Source organism: Anaerovorax odorimutans DSM 5092 (assembly GCF_000426305.1).
Classification (GTDB): Bacteria; Bacillota; Clostridia; order Peptostreptococcales; family Anaerovoracaceae; genus Anaerovorax; species Anaerovorax odorimutans.
Map to the genome: position 1 here is coordinate 255,509 of NZ_AUFC01000002.1, position 18,809 is coordinate 274,317.

The 18,809-nt window shown below is 28.7% G+C and carries 15 protein-coding genes; 10 read left to right on the forward strand and 5 right to left on the reverse strand.

Annotated elements, in window-relative coordinates; genetic code table 11:
- Positions 1–26: 26 nt before the first annotated feature.
- From K292_RS15755 to K292_RS15765, 9 genes are all read left to right on the forward strand, one after another.
- A complete protein-coding gene (locus K292_RS15755; protein ID WP_037372278.1) occupies positions 27–512 on the forward strand; it encodes a DUF6054 family protein in 486 nt (161 codons plus the stop codon).
- Positions 513–536: 24 nt separating this feature from the next.
- On the forward strand, positions 537–2,510 hold the full coding sequence (gene mutL, locus K292_RS0102955; RefSeq protein WP_051280202.1) for a DNA mismatch repair endonuclease MutL: 1,974 nt from the start codon (positions 537–539) through the stop codon (positions 2,508–2,510).
- A gap of 4 nt (positions 2,511–2,514) precedes the next feature.
- Complete coding sequence (gene miaA / locus K292_RS0102960) at positions 2,515–3,447, forward strand: tRNA (adenosine(37)-N6)-dimethylallyltransferase MiaA (protein WP_027398587.1); 933 nt, start codon at positions 2,515–2,517, stop codon at positions 3,445–3,447.
- 47 nt (positions 3,448–3,494) lie between these two features.
- Positions 3,495–4,622 (forward strand): tyrosine-type recombinase/integrase, encoded by a 1,128-nt coding sequence (locus tag K292_RS0102965; protein ID WP_027398588.1) that lies wholly within the window; start codon positions 3,495–3,497, stop codon positions 4,620–4,622.
- A 66-nt stretch (positions 4,623–4,688) separates the two neighbouring features.
- Entirely contained in the window at positions 4,689–5,981 is a 1,293-nt protein-coding gene (locus K292_RS0102970; protein ID WP_037372281.1) for a methionine gamma-lyase family protein, read from the forward strand.
- A 24-nt stretch (positions 5,982–6,005) separates the two neighbouring features.
- Positions 6,006–6,737: a TVP38/TMEM64 family protein gene (locus K292_RS15760; RefSeq protein ID WP_051280204.1), complete on the forward strand. Its 732-nt coding sequence runs from the start codon at positions 6,006–6,008 to the stop codon at positions 6,735–6,737.
- Between the two features lie 379 nt (positions 6,738–7,116).
- Positions 7,117–7,425, forward strand: a complete 309-nt coding sequence (yneA, locus tag K292_RS0102980) for a cell division suppressor protein YneA (RefSeq protein ID WP_051280206.1) — start codon at positions 7,117–7,119, stop codon at positions 7,423–7,425.
- 287 nt (positions 7,426–7,712) lie between these two features.
- Entirely contained in the window at positions 7,713–8,621 is a 909-nt protein-coding gene (gene speB, locus K292_RS0102985; protein WP_027398591.1) for an agmatinase, read from the forward strand.
- A 26-nt stretch (positions 8,622–8,647) separates the two neighbouring features.
- A complete protein-coding gene (locus K292_RS15765; RefSeq protein ID WP_051280208.1) occupies positions 8,648–10,165 on the forward strand; it encodes a BCCT family transporter in 1,518 nt (505 codons plus the stop codon).
- An 875-nt stretch (positions 10,166–11,040) separates the two neighbouring features.
- Here the strand turns inward: K292_RS15765 and mprF are convergent.
- The 5 genes from mprF to K292_RS0103015 all read right to left on the reverse strand — a co-directional run bounded on the left by mprF (position 11,041) and on the right by K292_RS0103015 (position 17,640).
- Positions 11,041–13,617 carry a bifunctional lysylphosphatidylglycerol flippase/synthetase MprF gene (gene mprF / locus K292_RS0102995; protein WP_027398592.1) on the reverse strand — a complete coding sequence of 859 codons (2,577 nt, stop codon included), beginning with the start codon at positions 13,615–13,617 and terminating at the stop codon, positions 11,041–11,043.
- Positions 13,618–13,639: 22 nt separating this feature from the next.
- Entirely contained in the window at positions 13,640–14,074 is a 435-nt protein-coding gene (ruvX, locus tag K292_RS0103000) for a Holliday junction resolvase RuvX (protein WP_027398593.1), read from the reverse strand.
- Between the two features lie 113 nt (positions 14,075–14,187).
- On the reverse strand, positions 14,188–14,436 hold the full coding sequence (locus K292_RS0103005; protein ID WP_051280210.1) for an IreB family regulatory phosphoprotein: 249 nt from the start codon (positions 14,434–14,436) through the stop codon (positions 14,188–14,190).
- 115 nt (positions 14,437–14,551) lie between these two features.
- Positions 14,552–17,173: an alanine--tRNA ligase gene (gene alaS, locus K292_RS0103010; RefSeq protein WP_027398595.1), complete on the reverse strand. Its 2,622-nt coding sequence runs from the start codon at positions 17,171–17,173 to the stop codon at positions 14,552–14,554.
- Positions 17,174–17,451: 278 nt separating this feature from the next.
- Positions 17,452–17,640: a hypothetical protein gene (locus K292_RS0103015; RefSeq protein ID WP_027398596.1), complete on the reverse strand. Its 189-nt coding sequence runs from the start codon at positions 17,638–17,640 to the stop codon at positions 17,452–17,454.
- Between the two features lie 156 nt (positions 17,641–17,796).
- Here K292_RS0103015 and K292_RS0103020 point away from each other — a divergent pair, with 156 nt between their 5' ends.
- Positions 17,797–18,753: an aldo/keto reductase gene (locus K292_RS0103020; RefSeq protein ID WP_027398597.1), complete on the forward strand. Its 957-nt coding sequence runs from the start codon at positions 17,797–17,799 to the stop codon at positions 18,751–18,753.
- Positions 18,754–18,809 lie beyond the last annotated feature (56 nt).

Consider the following 18,809-nt stretch of genomic DNA (forward strand, 5'->3'; position numbering starts at 1 on the left):
TTAAAATTTAAAGGGGGATTGTCGTTATGCCTAAGGATTTTACTATTCCATTAACATTAGAAGAAGCCGTAAACAAATTACCTGCAGAAATTTTCAACAAAGGTATATATTCAGGGGAATTAAAAGATAAATATTCTATTAAAACAGAAGAAGAAAAGGAATGTATTATTCTTTTATATAATAAATCTTTGGGAAATGAATCCGTTACAATAAACGTTACTTTGGATAATTTTTGTGGATATACGAGAGTTCATTGTGCTACAAGCGGTATTACGGAAGGAATATTTTCAAATCCGGGAGAAAAGCTTGAAAGAATTGTAGTAAAAGCTCTTGGCGGTGATTTAACCCAATTTACAAACGATAGTAATGAAAATCTTTTAATAGATATATCTGAAAAATTGGAAAATAGTGCAGTTGAAATTAAAGAAAAGGCTGAGGGTTTTATTAATACATTTTCTTCAAAACTAGATAAAAAGAAAAAAGATAAAGATTTTAAAAAACGTGGACTTTAAACACAAGGGTATAAGGATTTACATATGGATAAGAAAATAAATAAAATAATTAAATTACCAAAAATAGTAGCTGATAAAATTGCAGCCGGAGAAGTTGTGGACAGACCTCTTTCTATTGTTAAAGAGTTAGTTGAAAATGCCATTGATGCCGGCTCTGATTCCATCATAATAGAATTTAAAAATGGCGGTAAATCATATATTCGTGTTACAGATAATGGACATGGAATTGATAAGGAAGATGTAGAAATTGCATTTACACGTCATGCAACAAGTAAAATCAAATTAGCAGACGATTTAGATCATATTACTAGTCTGGGTTTTAGAGGTGAAGCACTTGCCAGTATAGCTGCCGTATCTAAAGTAGAATTAATTACTAAAACTGCTAACGAGAAAAGTGGTATTAGTATAAAAATAGAAGGTGGAGAAATTGCTGAAAAAATTCATACAGGTTGCCCAGAAGGTACAACAATAATTGTACGTGATCTTTTTTATAATACTCCTGCCAGATTAAAATTTATGAAAACAGACTCCACTGAGAGTACGTTAATTATAGATTTTGTATCTAAATTATCACTAGCTTATCCTAAAATAAAAATTAGGTTGATTAATAATGGAAATATATTATTCTCAACGCCTGGTAAAAATAACATTTACACTAATATTTTAACCATATACAATAAGGAAATAGGGAACCATCTTCTTCACTTTAAAGAAGAAAATGATAATATTTCCTTAGAAGGATATATCTCTGTACCAAGCTACAGTAAAAGCAACAGAAAAAGTCAAATATTCTTCGTAAACGGAAGATATATAAATAGTAAAATAATTGAAAATGCTGTAATGGATGGTTATGCAGAAAAATTATTTGAGAAAAGATACCCCATAGCCTTTTTATTTATAAAAGTAATGCCTGAAAAACTCGATGTAAACATTCATCCTAACAAAAAAGAAGTTAGATTCGATGATGAAAAGCTAATAAAAGATTTTATTACCGCAGCTATCAGAAATAGTTTAAACACTAAAGAAGCTATTCCTGAAGTTAAGGTAGAAAATATTTTTAAATTAAAAAATACAAATAAAAAAGATGCTGGTATAATCGATATAAAAATCAGTGATAATAAAAATATACAAGAAAATACTCAAAAAGAGGCAATTTCAATAAAAGAAGAGCAGGTTGACATAAAAAAAATATTGTCAAACAAGCGAGAAATTGAAAGAAAAATGAAGGATTCCCCAGATAATGACAATAATTCTGTAAGCATAAAATCAACCAAAGGAAATGTAGAACTATCTAAATCAGATACTTTTACATATGAAAAAAATATAGAAGAAAAACAAGCTGAAAAGGAATTTTTAGCTTTAGAATCCGATAATATAAATATTTCATATACAGAAAAACCAATAAAAAACCCATTTAATTTCGAAATGTCTGATATTAGAACAAATGGTGCTATATTTAATACATATATTACTGGGGTTGATGATAACAATTTTTTCTTAATAGATCAGCATGCCGCTCATGAAAGAATTTTTTACGAACAATTAATGTCTCAATATGAAAGGGAAGAAAAGTTTCAGCAGGATATCTTAATTCCTTTTGTTGTAAATGTTACATTTGCAGCAAAAAATGATTCTTATAATTGGCTCGGTTTTCTTAGAAATATAGGATATGATATAAATGAATTTGGAGCCAAAGCTTTTATTATCAAAGGGATACCTATGTTTATGGAATTGGATGAAGCTAAAGATTTTTTAGATGATTTTTTAGATAATATTGATCAAGGTACTGATTTTAAAGATCAGAAAAAAATAGATAAAATAATCATGAATTCTTGTAAAAAAGCAATAAAAGCTCATGATTACCTGGATCAAAAGGAAATAGACAGACTGATGAAAGATTTAGCTAAATGTAAGAATCCATATTCATGCCCCCATGGAAGACCTACTTTTATAAAAATAAGTAAATATGAAATAGAAAAAATGTTTAAGAGAGTTTAATAAAATGACAAAAAAAATTATTATTATTGCAGGACCTACTGCAGTTGGTAAAACAAAATATGCAATAGAAGTAGCTAAAAAGTTCAATGGAGAAATTATTTCTGCTGACTCAATGCAACTTTATAAATATATGAATATTGGTAGTGCTAAACCTACAAAAGAAGAATTAGCAGAAGCTAAACATCATTTAGTTAACGAGATTGATCCCAGAATCGAATTTTCAGTTGCCAAATATCAAAAACTAGCTAAAGAATATATAAAAGAAGTAATGAACAGAGGAAATATTCCTATTGTTTCTGGAGGTACTGGACTTTATATTAATTCATTAATATATGAAATGGATTTTTCAGTAATGCCAAAACAATCCAATTATCGTGAGACTTTAGAAAAAGAGGCTTTTAAATACGGTAATGAATATGTTTATAATAAATTAAAAGAGCTAGATTCTGAAGCTGCAAAAAGAATACATCAAAATAATTTAAAAAAAGTAATTCGTGCCTTAGAAATAGTAGAAAATTCAGGAGAAAAAATTAAAGAATTTGAAAAATCTTTTGTAAAAACTTCTGATTATGATTATTTGCTTATAGGCCTAAACAGAGATAGGGAAGAACTTTATAACAGAATTAATCAGAGAGTTGATCTACTTGTAAATATGGGGTTAGTAGAAGAGTTAGAAAAATTATTAAAACTTGGACTAACAGAAAATAATATTTCCATGAAAGGTATAGGATACAAAGAGATAATAGGATATTTAAATGGTGAATACAGTTTAGAACATGCTGTATATCTTGTTAAATTGAACACTCGTCATTATGCAAAAAGACAATTAACATGGTTACGGCGTTATGATGACATTAAGTGGTTCAACTTATCAGAATTTGATACTGAGGATAAGTCTCTTGAAAAGATTTATCAATATATCGAAAATAATTTATAATATTTTTTCCTAAATCTAAATATAAGTTTCTAAGTCGGAGGTATATTATGGCAGTTAAAAAGGAAATAAAAATTCATAATAAGAGTAATAAACCTGACAATATCATTTTAAAAGAATTTGAGATTACAGAAAAAGCTGCTTTTATAGAAAAAGAGCTGCCTAATTTTTTATCTGGATTTTTCGTATATTTAAAAGGGAACGTACTTCCTATGACAAGGTTAGCTTACTTACAAGACATTCGTTTTTTTTGTAATTATTTAATAAACGAAACAGATCTTACAAACGCAAATATTATAAGAAATATTAAAATTGAAGATTTTGAACATATTAAAGCAAGTGATATAAATATTTTTATAGATTACTGCAGAAGATATAAGGTTGAAACAGAAAAAAACATTTATATTTATGAAAATGATAAAAAATCCTTATCCAGAAAAAAATCTTCTATTTCAGTATTATTTAAATTTTTATATAGAGATGAACTTATAAGCCGTAATATAACAGACGCTTTTGATCCAATTAAAGTACCAAAACCTGGCGAAAGGGAAATAAAGGCTTTACAAGATGATGAGGTTATGAAAATGTTAGATGCAGTCAGTACAGGAGAACATCTAACAGAGAAAGAATATCAATATTGGAAAAAAACTAAAAAAAGAGACAAAGCAATTCTAGTAATCTTTTTAACTTATGGGTTAAGACTTTCAGAATTACAGCAATTAAATCTTTCTTCTTTTAATTTTACTCGTGGAGAATTTAAAATATACAGAAAAAGAGGAAAAGAATCTATAATGCCTTTAAATAAATCTGTTTTAAAAGTATTATCCGATTACATAAATAACGAAAGATCTAATATTGATAAATTAAAAGAAAATCAAGACGCTCTTTTCCTTTCGTTACAAGGTAAACGTATGACAGAACGTCAAATAAGAGAACTTGTTAAAAAATATACTTCAATTGGTTTATCAACAACAAGATCGGCAGGATACAGCCCTCATAAACTTCGTGCAACTGCCGCTACATCCTTAATAGGTCGAGGGAATTCTATCTATGATGTAGCAACACTTTTAGATCATGAAAATGTAACAACTACACAACTTTATGCGGCTCATAAGAAGAATGTTAAACGTGATTTAGTTACTAACTTTGAATGGGAAGATGAATTTGATAAAAATTAATAATCTCAAAAGGTTGGTTTACGATAAAATTATTATGTATGCAAAATAAAAAATAAGGAGTACAATATGCAGAAAAATACTTATCAATTATTAAATGAAAGCTTAGGAATTAAAGCCCCTGTTTTAGATACCATTTCAGAAGCAGAAAATCAAGTATCAGATATTTACAACAAACTTGATGATATAATGGCTTTTAATCAATATAAAGTTTTAAATGTGTTCCAAAAATGTAAAATCAGTGATATGCATTTTGCATGGAATACCGGATACGGCTATGATGATGCGGGAAGAGAAGTTCTTGAAAAAGCTTATGCGATGCTTTTTAAAACCGATGCTGCTCTAGTAAGACCGATTATAGTAAATGGAACCCATGCATTAACATTAACTTTAACGGGTATATTAAGACCGGGAGATGAATTAATATATTGTACAGGTGCTCCATATGACACATTAGAAGAAGTTATTGGAATACGTGGAAAAGATAAAGGTTCTTTAGCTGATTTTGGGATAACCTATAAACAAATAGAATTAAAAGAAGATGGTTCCTTAGATTTAGAAGCTATAAAAAATGCCATTTCTCCCAAAACAAGAATGATGACGGTTCAAAGAGCAACAGGATACGGATGGAGAAAAGCAATTACAATACCTGAAATTGAAGAATGGACCAAACTGGTAAAATCCGTTAACCCTAATATCATATGTATGGCTGACAATTGTTACGGAGAATTTTTAGATACAAAGGAACCTACAGAAGTAGGGGTAGATGTAGTTGCCGGTTCACTTATAAAAAATCCAGGTGGCGGTCTTGCACTTACCGGAGGTTATATAGCAGGCAGAGAAGATTTAATTAAGAATATTTCTTACCGAATGACATCTCCTGGCATTGGCGGAGAATGTGGTTTAACATTTGGACAAACAAGAACCATGTTACAAGGATTATTTATTGCGCCAAAAACTGTAAACGGTGCTATAAAAGGTGCTATTTTATGCGCAAAAGTATTTGAAAATTTAGGTTATGAAGTTTGCCCTAAACCAAATGATACAAGAAGTGATATAATTGAAGCTGTAAAGCTTGGAAGTCCAGAAGCTGTTATTGCATTTTGTGAAGGTATTCAAGCAGCTGCACCTATTGATTCACATGTTACACCTGTTCCTTGGGATATGCCAGGCTATGAAGACCAGGTTATAATGGCAGCAGGAGCTTTTGTTCAAGGTTCTTCCATCGAACTTAGTGCAGATGCGCCAATTCGTTCACCTTATATTGTATATTTCCAAGGTGGACTGACATATGAACATTCAAAATTTGGTGTTATAAAAGCATTGCAGGCACTTTATGATAAAAATTTAATTTCATTATAAGCTTTTCTGTAAAGAAGGAATTTTATGAAAAAAATTTATAATAAAAAAAATAAAGTAAAAAAAACATTTTCTATTGTTAAATTATTAATATTATTAGGTATAATAATAGGAATTCCTACTATTATTTATTTTTTATTCCCAGAGTATATACAACAATTCAAAACATTGGATGGGGTAAATGCTTTTTTAGCAAAATACAAAACAGCCAGTATATATGTCTATATCGGACTTCAAATATTACAGCTTATAGTATCAGTTATACCCGGCCAAATACTTCAATTTGCAGCAGGATATGCATATACATTTTGGTTTGGATTTTTGTATTCATTTATTGGAATAATAATAGGTACTACACTTACTTTTTATCTATCAAGATTATTAGGTAAAGATGCTATGCACGTAATATTTGGTGAAGAAAAAATAAATCGCTTTGTGAACTTATTAAACAGTAAAAAAGCTTATATAATATTATTTGTACTTTTTGTTATTCCCGGTTTTCCAAAAGATTTAGTTACTTATGCAGCCGGTGTTTCCGAAATAAAAATCAAACCATTTTTAATACTTTCCCTTGTCGGCAGAACACCAGCTTTAATGACAACTATAATGATGGGAAGTATGTTTCATAATGGCAGTTATTTAGGATTAATTATATTGGGAATTTTAGCTGTGATTGCATTTATCTTAGGAATTTTAAACAGACATAAGTTAATTAACTATACTGATGTGGCTTACGAAAAACTTATAAAGTCAAAATAGAAAAATAATAAAATAATATAAAATTGGCAGATTAAAATATTAACTGCCAATTTTTTTAATATAATTTATTTTAGATTTTTTTAAATATGAAATAAAGAATAGAAAAGAATTCATTTTTAAACATATTAAATATTTCTTATAAATATAAAACAAAAATTCTCTTCATATAATTTCTTTTATAAATTTAAATATTTACTATTTTTATAGTTATAATCTCTAATCGTTATTATTTTCAATAAAAGAATTAATATTAATACAAATTTTAAAAATCGCAGCATAAGAACAAATGTTTTATTTTTCTCTTTACATCGAACATATATTCTGTTATTATAATCATATAAACAAACGTTCTTTGCGGAGAACAAGCGGAGGTATTATAATGTTTAAATTAAAAAAGAGATATAAAATTGTATCAAAGGGAAGGCTTTTTATATTTGTATTATTTATATTAATTCTAGTGATAAGCTTATCCACAAAATTAGTGAATAATTCATCAGAAAATTTCAGTAAAACTAATTATACTGAAATTCAAATTCAATCAGGTGATACTTTATGGGAAATTGCATCAAAATTTAATTCAACACAAGATGATCTTAGAAAAGTTGTCTTTGAAATATGTAAAATCAATAATATAACTGCAAATAATATTTATCCTGGTCAGACTGTTATAATACCAAATTATATTTAAAAATAATTATTAATATAACAACAAATAGAGAATTTATATGTAATTAACGATAACATTATTCAAATATGAATAATGTTATTTACATTTGAATAAATAAAAGATGCTGAAAAATTCAATATATTTAAGATATTTATTCATTAATGAATAAATATCATTTTTAATATTATCATAAAAAATGTTAAAATCAATAAAGAGCTTGATAATTAAGAGTTTTCAAAATTGGCATAATAATTGCGATGTACTAATTATAAGTAGTTATTATCTATTAAAAAATGGAGGATATAAAAATGAAGTATGAAGTTCAAGAACATTTGCATTATGCAGGAATCGCAAGTTGGAATCATGCAAAAGTAACACAGGATATTGAAGGAGCAGACATTGTTGTTATGGGAATTCCTTTTGACAGCGGAGTAACTTTTAGACCAGGTGCAAGATTTGCTCCTAGAGCTGTGAGAGAACAAAGTTTAATCGCATGCTGTTTTAAATATCCATGGGATTACAAATTATCTGAAGAAGCTAAAGTAGTGGATTACGGAGATGTAGGCTATTGGGTAGGCGCTAAGAGTACAGAATTTATGGTAGAGGACTCATATAAAAATGCTAAAAAAATATTAGATGCAGGCTGTAGCCTTATGACTATCGGCGGAGATCATACAATCCCTTATGGTCCGGTAAGAGCAGCAAGTGAAAAATTTGGAAAGCTGGCACTTCTTCATTTTGATTCACATCAGGATAGTACTCCAAGTGAAGATCATAATATTTCACATGCAAATTTTGCATATGATTTACAAGCAGAAGGATGTATCGATCCAACACATTCAGCACAAGTATATATTAGAACAGAAATGACAGAATGTGGATATAATGTATTCCATTCTATGGATGCTATAAGTATGGATCCAAAAGATTTAGCAGATAAGATTAAAGAAATTGTAGGAGATATGCCAGTATATTTAACATTTGATATTGATGCTCTTGATCCTGCAGCAGCTCCAGGAACAGGTACACCTGTTATCGGCGGACCTTCATCAGACCATGTAAGAAAAGTATTATTTAATCTTAGAGGAATAAATGTTGTTGCAGCAGATTTAGTTGAAGTATTACCAGATAAAGATCCAAGTAATATTACAGCCATTGCAGGAGCAGCAATAGCTCAGGATATCATGTATTTAATGAATGAAAAAAGAAGAAAATAATATGCACCTAAAGAGGAGGGCAATTTATGGAGAATGTTAAAGAAAACATTTCACGCAAAGCAATAGCCAATAAGCCTATTTCAATAGTATGTATAGTTCTTGTCTTTGCGTTTGTGCTTGTAATGTGCACAAAACCAGATGCAACTTTAGCTGTAGTAAGTAAAACCTTTGATTACGTAACAGCAATCGTGGGAGTTCCCATTCTTTGGTTTGTATTTATAGGTCTGTTTATCACCTTATATTTAGCACTAAGTAAACATGGCAGAATTAAACTAGGTGAAGGTAAACCAGAATATTCTCTCTTTAGTTATATAGGTATGATGATGTGTGCTGCACTTGCAGCAACAGCTGTATTTTACTCTTTTATAGAATGGTCTTATTATTATGCTGAACCAGCATTTGGAATACAAGCATACAGCAAAGAAGCTGCTGAACAATCATTATCATATGCATTTTTTCACTGGGGATTTTCAGTACAAGTTGTGTTTGTACTAACTGCAGTTTCTCTGTCTTATGCTTATTATATAAGAAAGGTTCCTGTTTTGAGAATAGGAGCTACTTGTGAAGCAATGATGGGTAATTTCAAATACAAGAAACAGCTAGGTAAAATAATAGATGCCCTTACGATATTAAGTATAGTAGGAGGTATGGGCGTATCTCTTGGTGTAGGTGTACCACTCATAACTGCTGGATTAGGAAAAGTCTTTGGTATCTCAACAGGATTTACCACAAACGTAATTGTTCTTATAATAATTGCCATCGTATTTTCCATCACATCTGTTATTGGAATAAATAAAGGAATGAAAAGACTTAGTGATTTAACCATGTATATTGCCATAATTATGATAGCTTTCATATTTATAGCAGGACCAACAAGCTTTATCATTAAAAATACCACTTATTCAGTAGGAAAAATGTTTAGTAATTATATTGATATGAGTTTATATACAGACCCTATTGGTAATTCTGGATTCCCTGAAGCAAATACTATTTTCTTATTTACATTAGCATTAAATTATGCAGCGCTTATGGGAATTTTTATAACAAAAATATCTAAAGGCAGAACTTTAAGAGAATTAATTATTACATGCCTTGTTGGTATAAGTGCTGGAACTTGGATTATGTTTGGAATCAACGGAAGCTTTGGATTAGAAGCTGAGCTTTCAGGGAAATTTGCATTATCACAAGCAGAATCAGGTCAGGCAGGTGTTATGGAATTATTAGGAACTTTACCTGGAGGTATACTTATTCCTATAATATTTACAATAGCAACCATAGGATTTTTGGCAACTTCACTTGATTCAGCATCATTTACATTAGCAGTTGCAGCCTCAAAACAGTTGGACGAAAATGGTAATCCTAATCCTAAATTCAGATTACTTTGGTGTCTTGTATTAGCTTTAGTACCATTAAGCATAATGTTTGCAAACGGTCCTTTCAGCGCAATCAAAACTGTTTGTATCTGTTTATCCGTGCCATTTTTAATAATAATTATAGGCATGTTAATAGGTCTTTTCCGATGGTTTAAAGAGGATAATTTATAGAGTTCAAGATAAATCATAATATATCTATAATCAATTTATCACTCAATTAAGAGTTCAATTAAATATAATAATAAAAATGTGGAATTAAATTAAATTTTAACTCCACATTTTTATTATTACTATACCACAATATTATAGTCGTAAATAATACATAAAAACGTATACATATATTAATTAATCACACAAATTTATTTTTTAATTTAATATATAATAAACTAATTATTTTTAGAAAAAATAGTTTCTCAATTAAATACAATACAATTTAGATTTCTTACATGCATATATGCATGTTTTTAATAAGTTGTAGATTGATCGCTTAACATTAACGATGTTTTATATTACTTTTTAAAAAAAATCGCTTAAAACGCAAAATAAAGCCTCATATTTTTAAAACGTTAAAATTGATTGATTTTTAGCCAATTTATAATTATTTTATTAAAAATAGCTAAAAAGTAAGATAAAAGTTAAATATAAGGAAGATGTAAATAAAAAATAATTTTTCATTAAAAATCAAAGCTAAAGTGCAATAAATATATAATCATTAAACATTAAAAGAAGTAATTTAGAAAAATAACAGAAAAGAAAAGTATAAATGATATAGAATAAAAATTATATATCTAATAATAAATAATATATATTAATAAAACAAGAATTTACATGAAAAAGACAAAAAAGCTGGAAATAAAGCCTCAAGGGGTTTTATTATGCAAAAAACTTTAGTAACTATTCCGAAAAGTTAGATTTTAGGAATAGTTATATTCCCAATTAAAAGCTTGCTCATCCTCTACTAGCGGCCTTTATTACTTAAATTTTTTACTATTTATATAATAAGTTATCAATTATTTTTGATTTTAAATACTAGTTTAACTTATGAATTAATTTTTAACGCCCTTTTTATTTTTATTTACAAGTAATGAAAGTTCCAAAAATAATGCCGGTAAAAAAATCAACTGCGGATAAGCTAAGTATCTTGGCTCCCAATTGGGATCGAATTTATCTTTAAACTTTCTTAATCCTTCGAAACTATAAATCTTCATTCCATGTTTAGAAACAAAATTAGCCATTTTTTCAACTCTGTGCGATTGTGGAGCATATCCAACTTTAGACAGCGGTGCAACTCCCAAACTAAAATATTTATATCCTTTTTCCTTAAAATAAATAAGTGATTTGATAAAAATAAAATCCATTGTTGAATTAGGTACCTCATTTCTAAATCTCATTAAATCAATACCAACATTATCCTTTACTTGTTCTTGGCACATTAAAGAAACAAATGCAATAATTTTATTTTCCGATATATTCTTTACAATTGCTATAGGAGCTTTCTGTAAATATGATCTGTCAAACCACCCTACAGAAAAGCCCATTTCCTTTCGTTTCCCTAGCCACTCTAAAGAAATGCCCTCTAATTCATCCAAGAAGTCATTATTAAAAGGAGGTTCTAAAACTTCAAAACCATATCCGTCTCTTTCAAAGCGTTTTACTATATTTCTAAAATTCCTTCGATTAGAACCTATCATTTCAAATTTTTGTAAATTCACAATTGCCTCTTCTCCCTGCTTAAAGAAATAATAACCATTGTCATGATACATTGATAAATTACTTTCATTAACTTCATAAAATACTACACGGTAACCATAACTATCCATAAATCTTTGAAATTCTTGAATACCATCAGATAAAAAAGAGTTTTCACCCACTGGATCTCCTAAAACAATCGCTTTATTTGAATATATCGAATAAGCAATCAGAACTTGATTATCAACAGCCCAAAATAAATTCTTATCACCAAGATAAATCAAATGGCTTAGATGATGCCCTTTATATTTTTTCAAAAATAAATTTAGCCTTTCAGATTCCATATTTTCAAAACGCAAATCATTTTCAATTCTTTTACGTTTAAAATACCATACAATAATAAATATCAAAAAAATTGAATAAACAATTATGCCAGAATGTATAAATGCATTGATATTATGAAATATAATATGAGGATAATGAAATCTGTTTATATAATCCGAAAACAATATGTGACTTACTTTTAGATATGCTATTAAAAGTATAAATACACTAAGTGCAATAGTTATTAAATGACTTGGCTTTATAATGATACTTTCACGATAAAAATTAGTCTTTGACAAACGCATAATAGCCATAGATATTACTATAAAGATTAATTCTTCTACATCAAGTCCTTTAATAAAAGTAAAAATGCCTCCGGCTAATAACAAAGTCATTGCCACATAATAAGATCGTTTTACACGATTAAAAATCTCTTTTGAAGTAATTATAAGCATTAATCCAATTGCAATAGAAAAACTTCGTGAATATTGTAAAAATGGAATAGAAATAATATCTGAAATCAATTTACTCCTTGTAATCAAGCTTGGTGTTAATGCTGAAATTAAAAGAACAATACCACAAGTAATTACAATAATAGTCATGGTAGTTGCAACAAATTGTCCATATACATTAGATTTAATTACGTAACCCTTCTCTTCTGCTTTCTTAAGTACTTGTAACGAAAATACTATAATCGCAAGAGCTGAAGGAGTAAAATAATAAAAAATACGATATAGAATAACAACACTTAATGCTTCATTGGGGGTTAAGCCCATATTTTGCAGCCCAATAATTGCAATCAAATCAAAAGATCCAATTCCACCAGGCAAAAAACTTACTATACCTGTTATGGATGATATAACAAAAACTGAAATTACATTAATAAAATTCAAATCACTATGGAAATATGTAGTTATAGTAAAGAAAAGAACACTAGCTAATCCCCACTCTATTATAGAAACGACTGCCAATTTAAACTTCAATTTTATAAGTCTTGATATACCAAAAGTAACTGCCCATTGTTTTAATTGTTTTATAATTTTTTCCATGAAAAAATAGAATATAAAATAAAAGCTAAAACCTACTAAAAAAATCAATAACCATTTATGTTGATTAATTTGCAAATAAGTATTATGAAAATTAATCAAAGTAAAAATAGAGAAAAAACATAATCCTGTAATTGACGATGTCATTATAACACCATTATAAAAAAGCATTTCTTTCAACTCAATATTATGTTTTTTTAATAATAAAGTTTTTACAGATGCTCCCGTTAATCCCCCTAATCCAAGTAACGTATTCAAAGAATTAGCTACAAAAGATATACTAAAAAGATACTTCTTTTCAATTTCGTATTTAAATTCCTTCAATCCAAACACATCATATAAAACCATGGAAACAGAAGCAATAATCCCTAATATTAAAAATAAAATAATATATTGTATTGGAATTAAACGTATAATATGTAATGTAGAAGTAATATGTATGCTTTGAATTTGACTTTTACCTTCAAGTAGAATTAATAAAATTAGCACAAAAGCAAAAATAAGTTTTAATAAATTTTTATAATATTTTAAAATGAAAATTGAAACTTTTTTAAAAACATTCATAACAATCTCCTACAACGTCTTTTTATTTTTTATTTACTCTATCCAAATAGCTTTGTAATATAATAACAGCAGCCTGTTTATCAATTACGTCTTTTCTCTTTTTTCTGCTGATATCAGCTGCAATTAAAACTTTTTCCGCCATTACTGTAGTAAATCTTTCATCTTGATAAATTATACCCACATTTGTAATTCCTGTACTGCGCATTTTATTTTCCAGCATTTCTTTAAACTCATAAACTTTTTCAGTTTGTATACTATCTGTACCATTTAAATTTTTAGGAAGTCCAATTACAATAGTTGTACAATTATGTTCTTTTACAAGATTTATTACTTTATCACAATCTTTTCTGATTCCTATGCGACTAATGGTCATTAACCCTTGTGCTGTTATTAATAATTCATCACTAAGTGCAACTCCAATTGTTTTATCACCAACATCCAATGCTATTATCTTCATTTTTATTTCAACCTCTTCCTTTTCTGTTTAAGTAAATTATAGAATTAAAAGTAAACTTAAATTTATTTTTTAATAGAAAAATAAAAGCGAACCAAAAGTTCGCTTTTAGATTATTATTTTTTTAAAAATGACCTTAGCAATTCTTCAACCAAGTCATCCCTCTCTATATGTCTTATAACATTCCTTGCATTATTATGACCTGTAATATAAGAAGGGTCTCCGGACAAAATATATCCAACCATTTGATCAATGGCATTATAGCCTTTTTCTTCTAAAGCATCATAGACCAACCTTAAAATATCTTCAGTTGTGTTACGTTGATCCACTTCTGAACTGTTAAACAATATAGTATTTCTGTCCATCCTTCTCACCTACTTTCCTATGTTGTTTATTATAACAAAACAATTGTAGTGTAAACAAGGGCATATTAAAATTTTAACATTGTTGTAACAATAACAATATAATATTACAATTATATTACAATAATGATTTAGCTACATTAAAGGCATCATCTATTTTAGAAGGATCTTTTCCTCCTGCCTGAGCCATATCGGCTTTTCCGCCGCCACCACCACCGGCTGCTGCTGCAATTTTTTTAATCATATTACCTGCATGATAACCTTTTTCCAATAAATCATCTGTAATAGATGCCATAAATGTAACTTTACCATCATTTACAGTAGCAAAAACAATTATAATTCCTTTATTATTATTTTTAATATCATCTGAAAGATTTCTTAAATCATTGATGGAGTAATCATTAAATTTCTTTGTTATTAATTTTACTCCATTAATCTCTAATGCTTCTTCATATATCTTATCAAGTGAATTAGTCATAGACTTTTTCTTAAATTCTTCCAATTCTTTTTTATATGCTTTAGCTTCATCTATTAAATTATTTATTTTCGTCAGAATACCTGCTGTATTAGTTTTTAAACTATCCCCAGCTGATTGAATTATCTGCTCATTTTCATTTGATTTTTTATATAATCCCATAGCTGTTACTGCTTCAATTCTTCTAACCCCAGCAGCTACACCGTTTTCACTGATAATCTTGAAAGCACCAATCTGTCCTGAGTTATCAACGTGTGTTCCTCCGCACAGTTCTAAACTATATTCACCAACAGAAACAACTCTTACAATATCACCGTATTTTTCTCCAAATAATGCTGTAACTCCTTTATTAAGAGCATCTGCTATTTTCATTTCTTCTACTTTTACAGGTAAAAATTCAGAAATTTTTTCATTCACAATCGTCTCGACTTTTTCTAAATTTTCCTTTGATATAGCTTCAAAATGTGAAAAATCAAATCTTAATGAATCTGAGGTTACATTAGATCCTGCTTGTTCAATATGTTTCCCAAGGACTTGCCTTAAGGCTTTATGAAGAATATGAGTTGCAGTATGATTTCTTGCAGTATTATTTCTATTTATTTTATCAACAGCTCCTGTAACTTCATTCCCTATATTTAATTCACCAGATATTACTTTTACTTTATGAAGAAATAAACCTTTTAATTTAGAAACAGAACTCACTCCTAGCCTGCAATTATCATTATAAATTACACCAGTATCTGAAGCCTGTCCACCACTTTCCGCATAAAATGGTGTTTTATCCAAAATTACAATAGCTGAGTCTCCTTCTATAATTTTATCTCTAGACTGTTTGTCTACAAAGATAGACTTTACTGTACTTTGACTTTGTAAATTATTATAACCAATAAATTGAGTTTTTGAATCTTCATCTAAATCTAAAAATTCATCAGACCAACCTGCATCTGTATCTGATTTCCTTGCAGAACGCGCCAATTCCTTTTGCTTCGCCATATGTTCATTAAATCCATCCATGTCCACAGAGCAATGATTTTCTTCTAATATCTCCTGCGTTAACTCTACAGGAAAACCATAAGTATCATAAAGCTTAAAAGCTTGTTCACCGCTTAATATATTTGATTTATTTAATTTCAACTCTTCAACAAAATCATTTAATATAATTGTTCCTTGATCTATTGTAGAACTGAATTTTTCCTCTTCTATACTTAAAATTTTATAAATATAATCTTTCTTTTCTTCCAATTCAGGATAAGCTAAGCCTGATATTTCAATTACTTTCTTTGATAATTCAGCAAGAAATGAGCCTTCAATTCCTAACAATTTTCCATGTCTTGCTGCTCTTCTTAATAATCTTCTTAGAACATATCCCCTTCCCTCATTGCTCGGCATAATACCATCAGCAATCATAAAAGTAACTGAACGAATGTGATCTGTTATAATTCTAATGGAGATATCGGTTTTTGCCTTTCCTCTTTCATACTTTACTTTACATAGGTTCACAACTTCATCTAAAATATATTTAATTGTATCTACGTCAAATATAGAATCTACATTCTGCATGATACATGCTAAACGTTCAAGACCCATACCAGTGTCAATATTTGGATGTGCTAATGGAGTATAATTCCCATTTTCATCTTTATTGAATTGTGTGAATACATGATTCCAAAATTCTACATATCTATCACATTCACAACCAGGTTTACAATCAGGATTATCGCATCCATACTTTTCACCTCTGTCAAAATATATTTCAGAACATGGTCCGCATGGGCCTATACCTATTTCCCAAAAATTATCATCTTTACCAAGAGGAACAATTCGTTCTTCAGGTAAACCGATTTTATTTTTCCAGATTTCTACAGCTTCATTATCTTCTTCATAAACACTTGCCCATATTTTTTCTACTGGCATTTTGAGTACTTCAGTTATAAATTCCCAACCCCAAGTTATAGATTCTTCTTTAAAATAGTCTCCAAAGGAGAAGCTTCCAAGCATTTCAAAAAAAGTACCATGTCTTGCTGTATATCCTACATTTTCTATATCACCTGTTCTGATACATTTTTGACAAGTTGTCATTCTTTTGCTTGGCGGCGTTTCTAATCCTGCAAAATATGGTTTCAGAGGAGCCATTCCAGAATTTATTATAAGTAAGCTCTTGTCTTTCTCTGGAACTAAAGAAAAACTCTTTTTTGCATAATGTCCTTTGCTTTTATAAAACTCCTGAAACATACTTCTTAACTGATTTAGCCCTAATTGCTCCATATATCGTAAACCTCCTAATAATTATTAATTATATATGTAACATCTTAATTCATACAAAATCTAAATTATTCAATAAAAAAAGACAATATATTATTACACTAATTTAAAAATTATATCATATTTTTACAAGTCTTTCTAGTTTTTATATATAAAAAGAAATCAAAGATTTATTTGTCATATTGAAGTTGACAATCTAAATTTAAGATAAATTGCTAATATTGTTCTAAAAATAATAATTAATAAAATAATAAAAGCGCATCAGCGCTTTTATTTAAATACTATCTCATATTTCTAATGGTTTGACCAATATCTTCAGCTACATTTGCCATATCATCAGTTGCTCTATTAATAGATTTTCTGAGTTTTTTCTGATTGCTTGGAGGCATATTCATATAAGCATAATAACCTACCAATCCTCCGGCAAGTCCTAATCCCAATGCACACGAAAAAACATTTCTACATTTCATAGTACTTTTCTCCTTTTCTTATAACTAAAAATTATACTTATTTAATGTTTTTATTTTGCCCACTAATTAGAAAAATTATGATATGATATTTTTTATAAGTTATAAAATCGTATTTATATTAAATAATTTAACATTTATATTTAGGAGAATTAAAATATGAAAAAAAATATTTTAGGGAAAACAGGTTTAGAGGTAACGCCAATAGGTTTTGGGGTTTTAACTATGGGAAATACCCAACTAAACTTAAGTCTTGAAGATGGCTCTGATGTATTAAGATATGCTTTGGAAAAAGGAATAAATTTTCTCGATACAGCTCAATACTATGAAACTTATCCATATATAAAAAAAGCATTAAAAGGTACAAATTTTGATCCTATTATTGCGTCCAAATGTCTTGACCCAGGATATGAGGATATGAAATTTGCTATAGAAGAAGCAAGAAAAGAAATGGATCGTGATGTTATTGATATTTTTCTTTTACATGAAGTTAGAAGTGATCCTGATTTTGAAAACAGAGCCGGAGCATGGGAATATTTACAAGAAGCAAAAGCCAAAGGTCTTGTTAAAGCTATTGGCGTTTCTACCCATCATATTGATGTGGCTGAGAAAATCTCTTCAATAAAAGAAATGGATGTACTTTTTCCTCTTATTAATTTTCAAAGTTTAGGCATAAGAAAAGGAGCAGAAGCTGGTACAAAAGAGGAAATGTCTGCTGCCATAAAGAAAGCTGCTATTTCAAATATTGGAGTTTTTGCAATGAAAGTTTTCGGAGGAGGAAATTTAACAGGCCATTATTTAGAGGCTCTTAATTATGTTAAAAACTTAGAAGGAATTTCATCAATGATGATAGGCTTTGGCTATAAAGAAGAAATTGATAGAATTATAGAATATGCTGAAAATACTATTGATCCCAATTATATTCCTGACATTTCAAATAAAAAAATAACAATTGATCTTAGCACTTGTGAAGGTTGTGGAGCATGTATTAAAAGATGTCCAAATAAAGCTATTTACAGGAATTCAGACGGACTTGCTGAAATAAATTATGAAATTTGTCTTAATTGCGGATATTGCGCTCCAAAATGTCCTGTACGAGCAATTATTATGTTATAATTTTACTATGAATAAAAACAACTGCCTTGTAAATCATTTTATATTACAGACAGCTG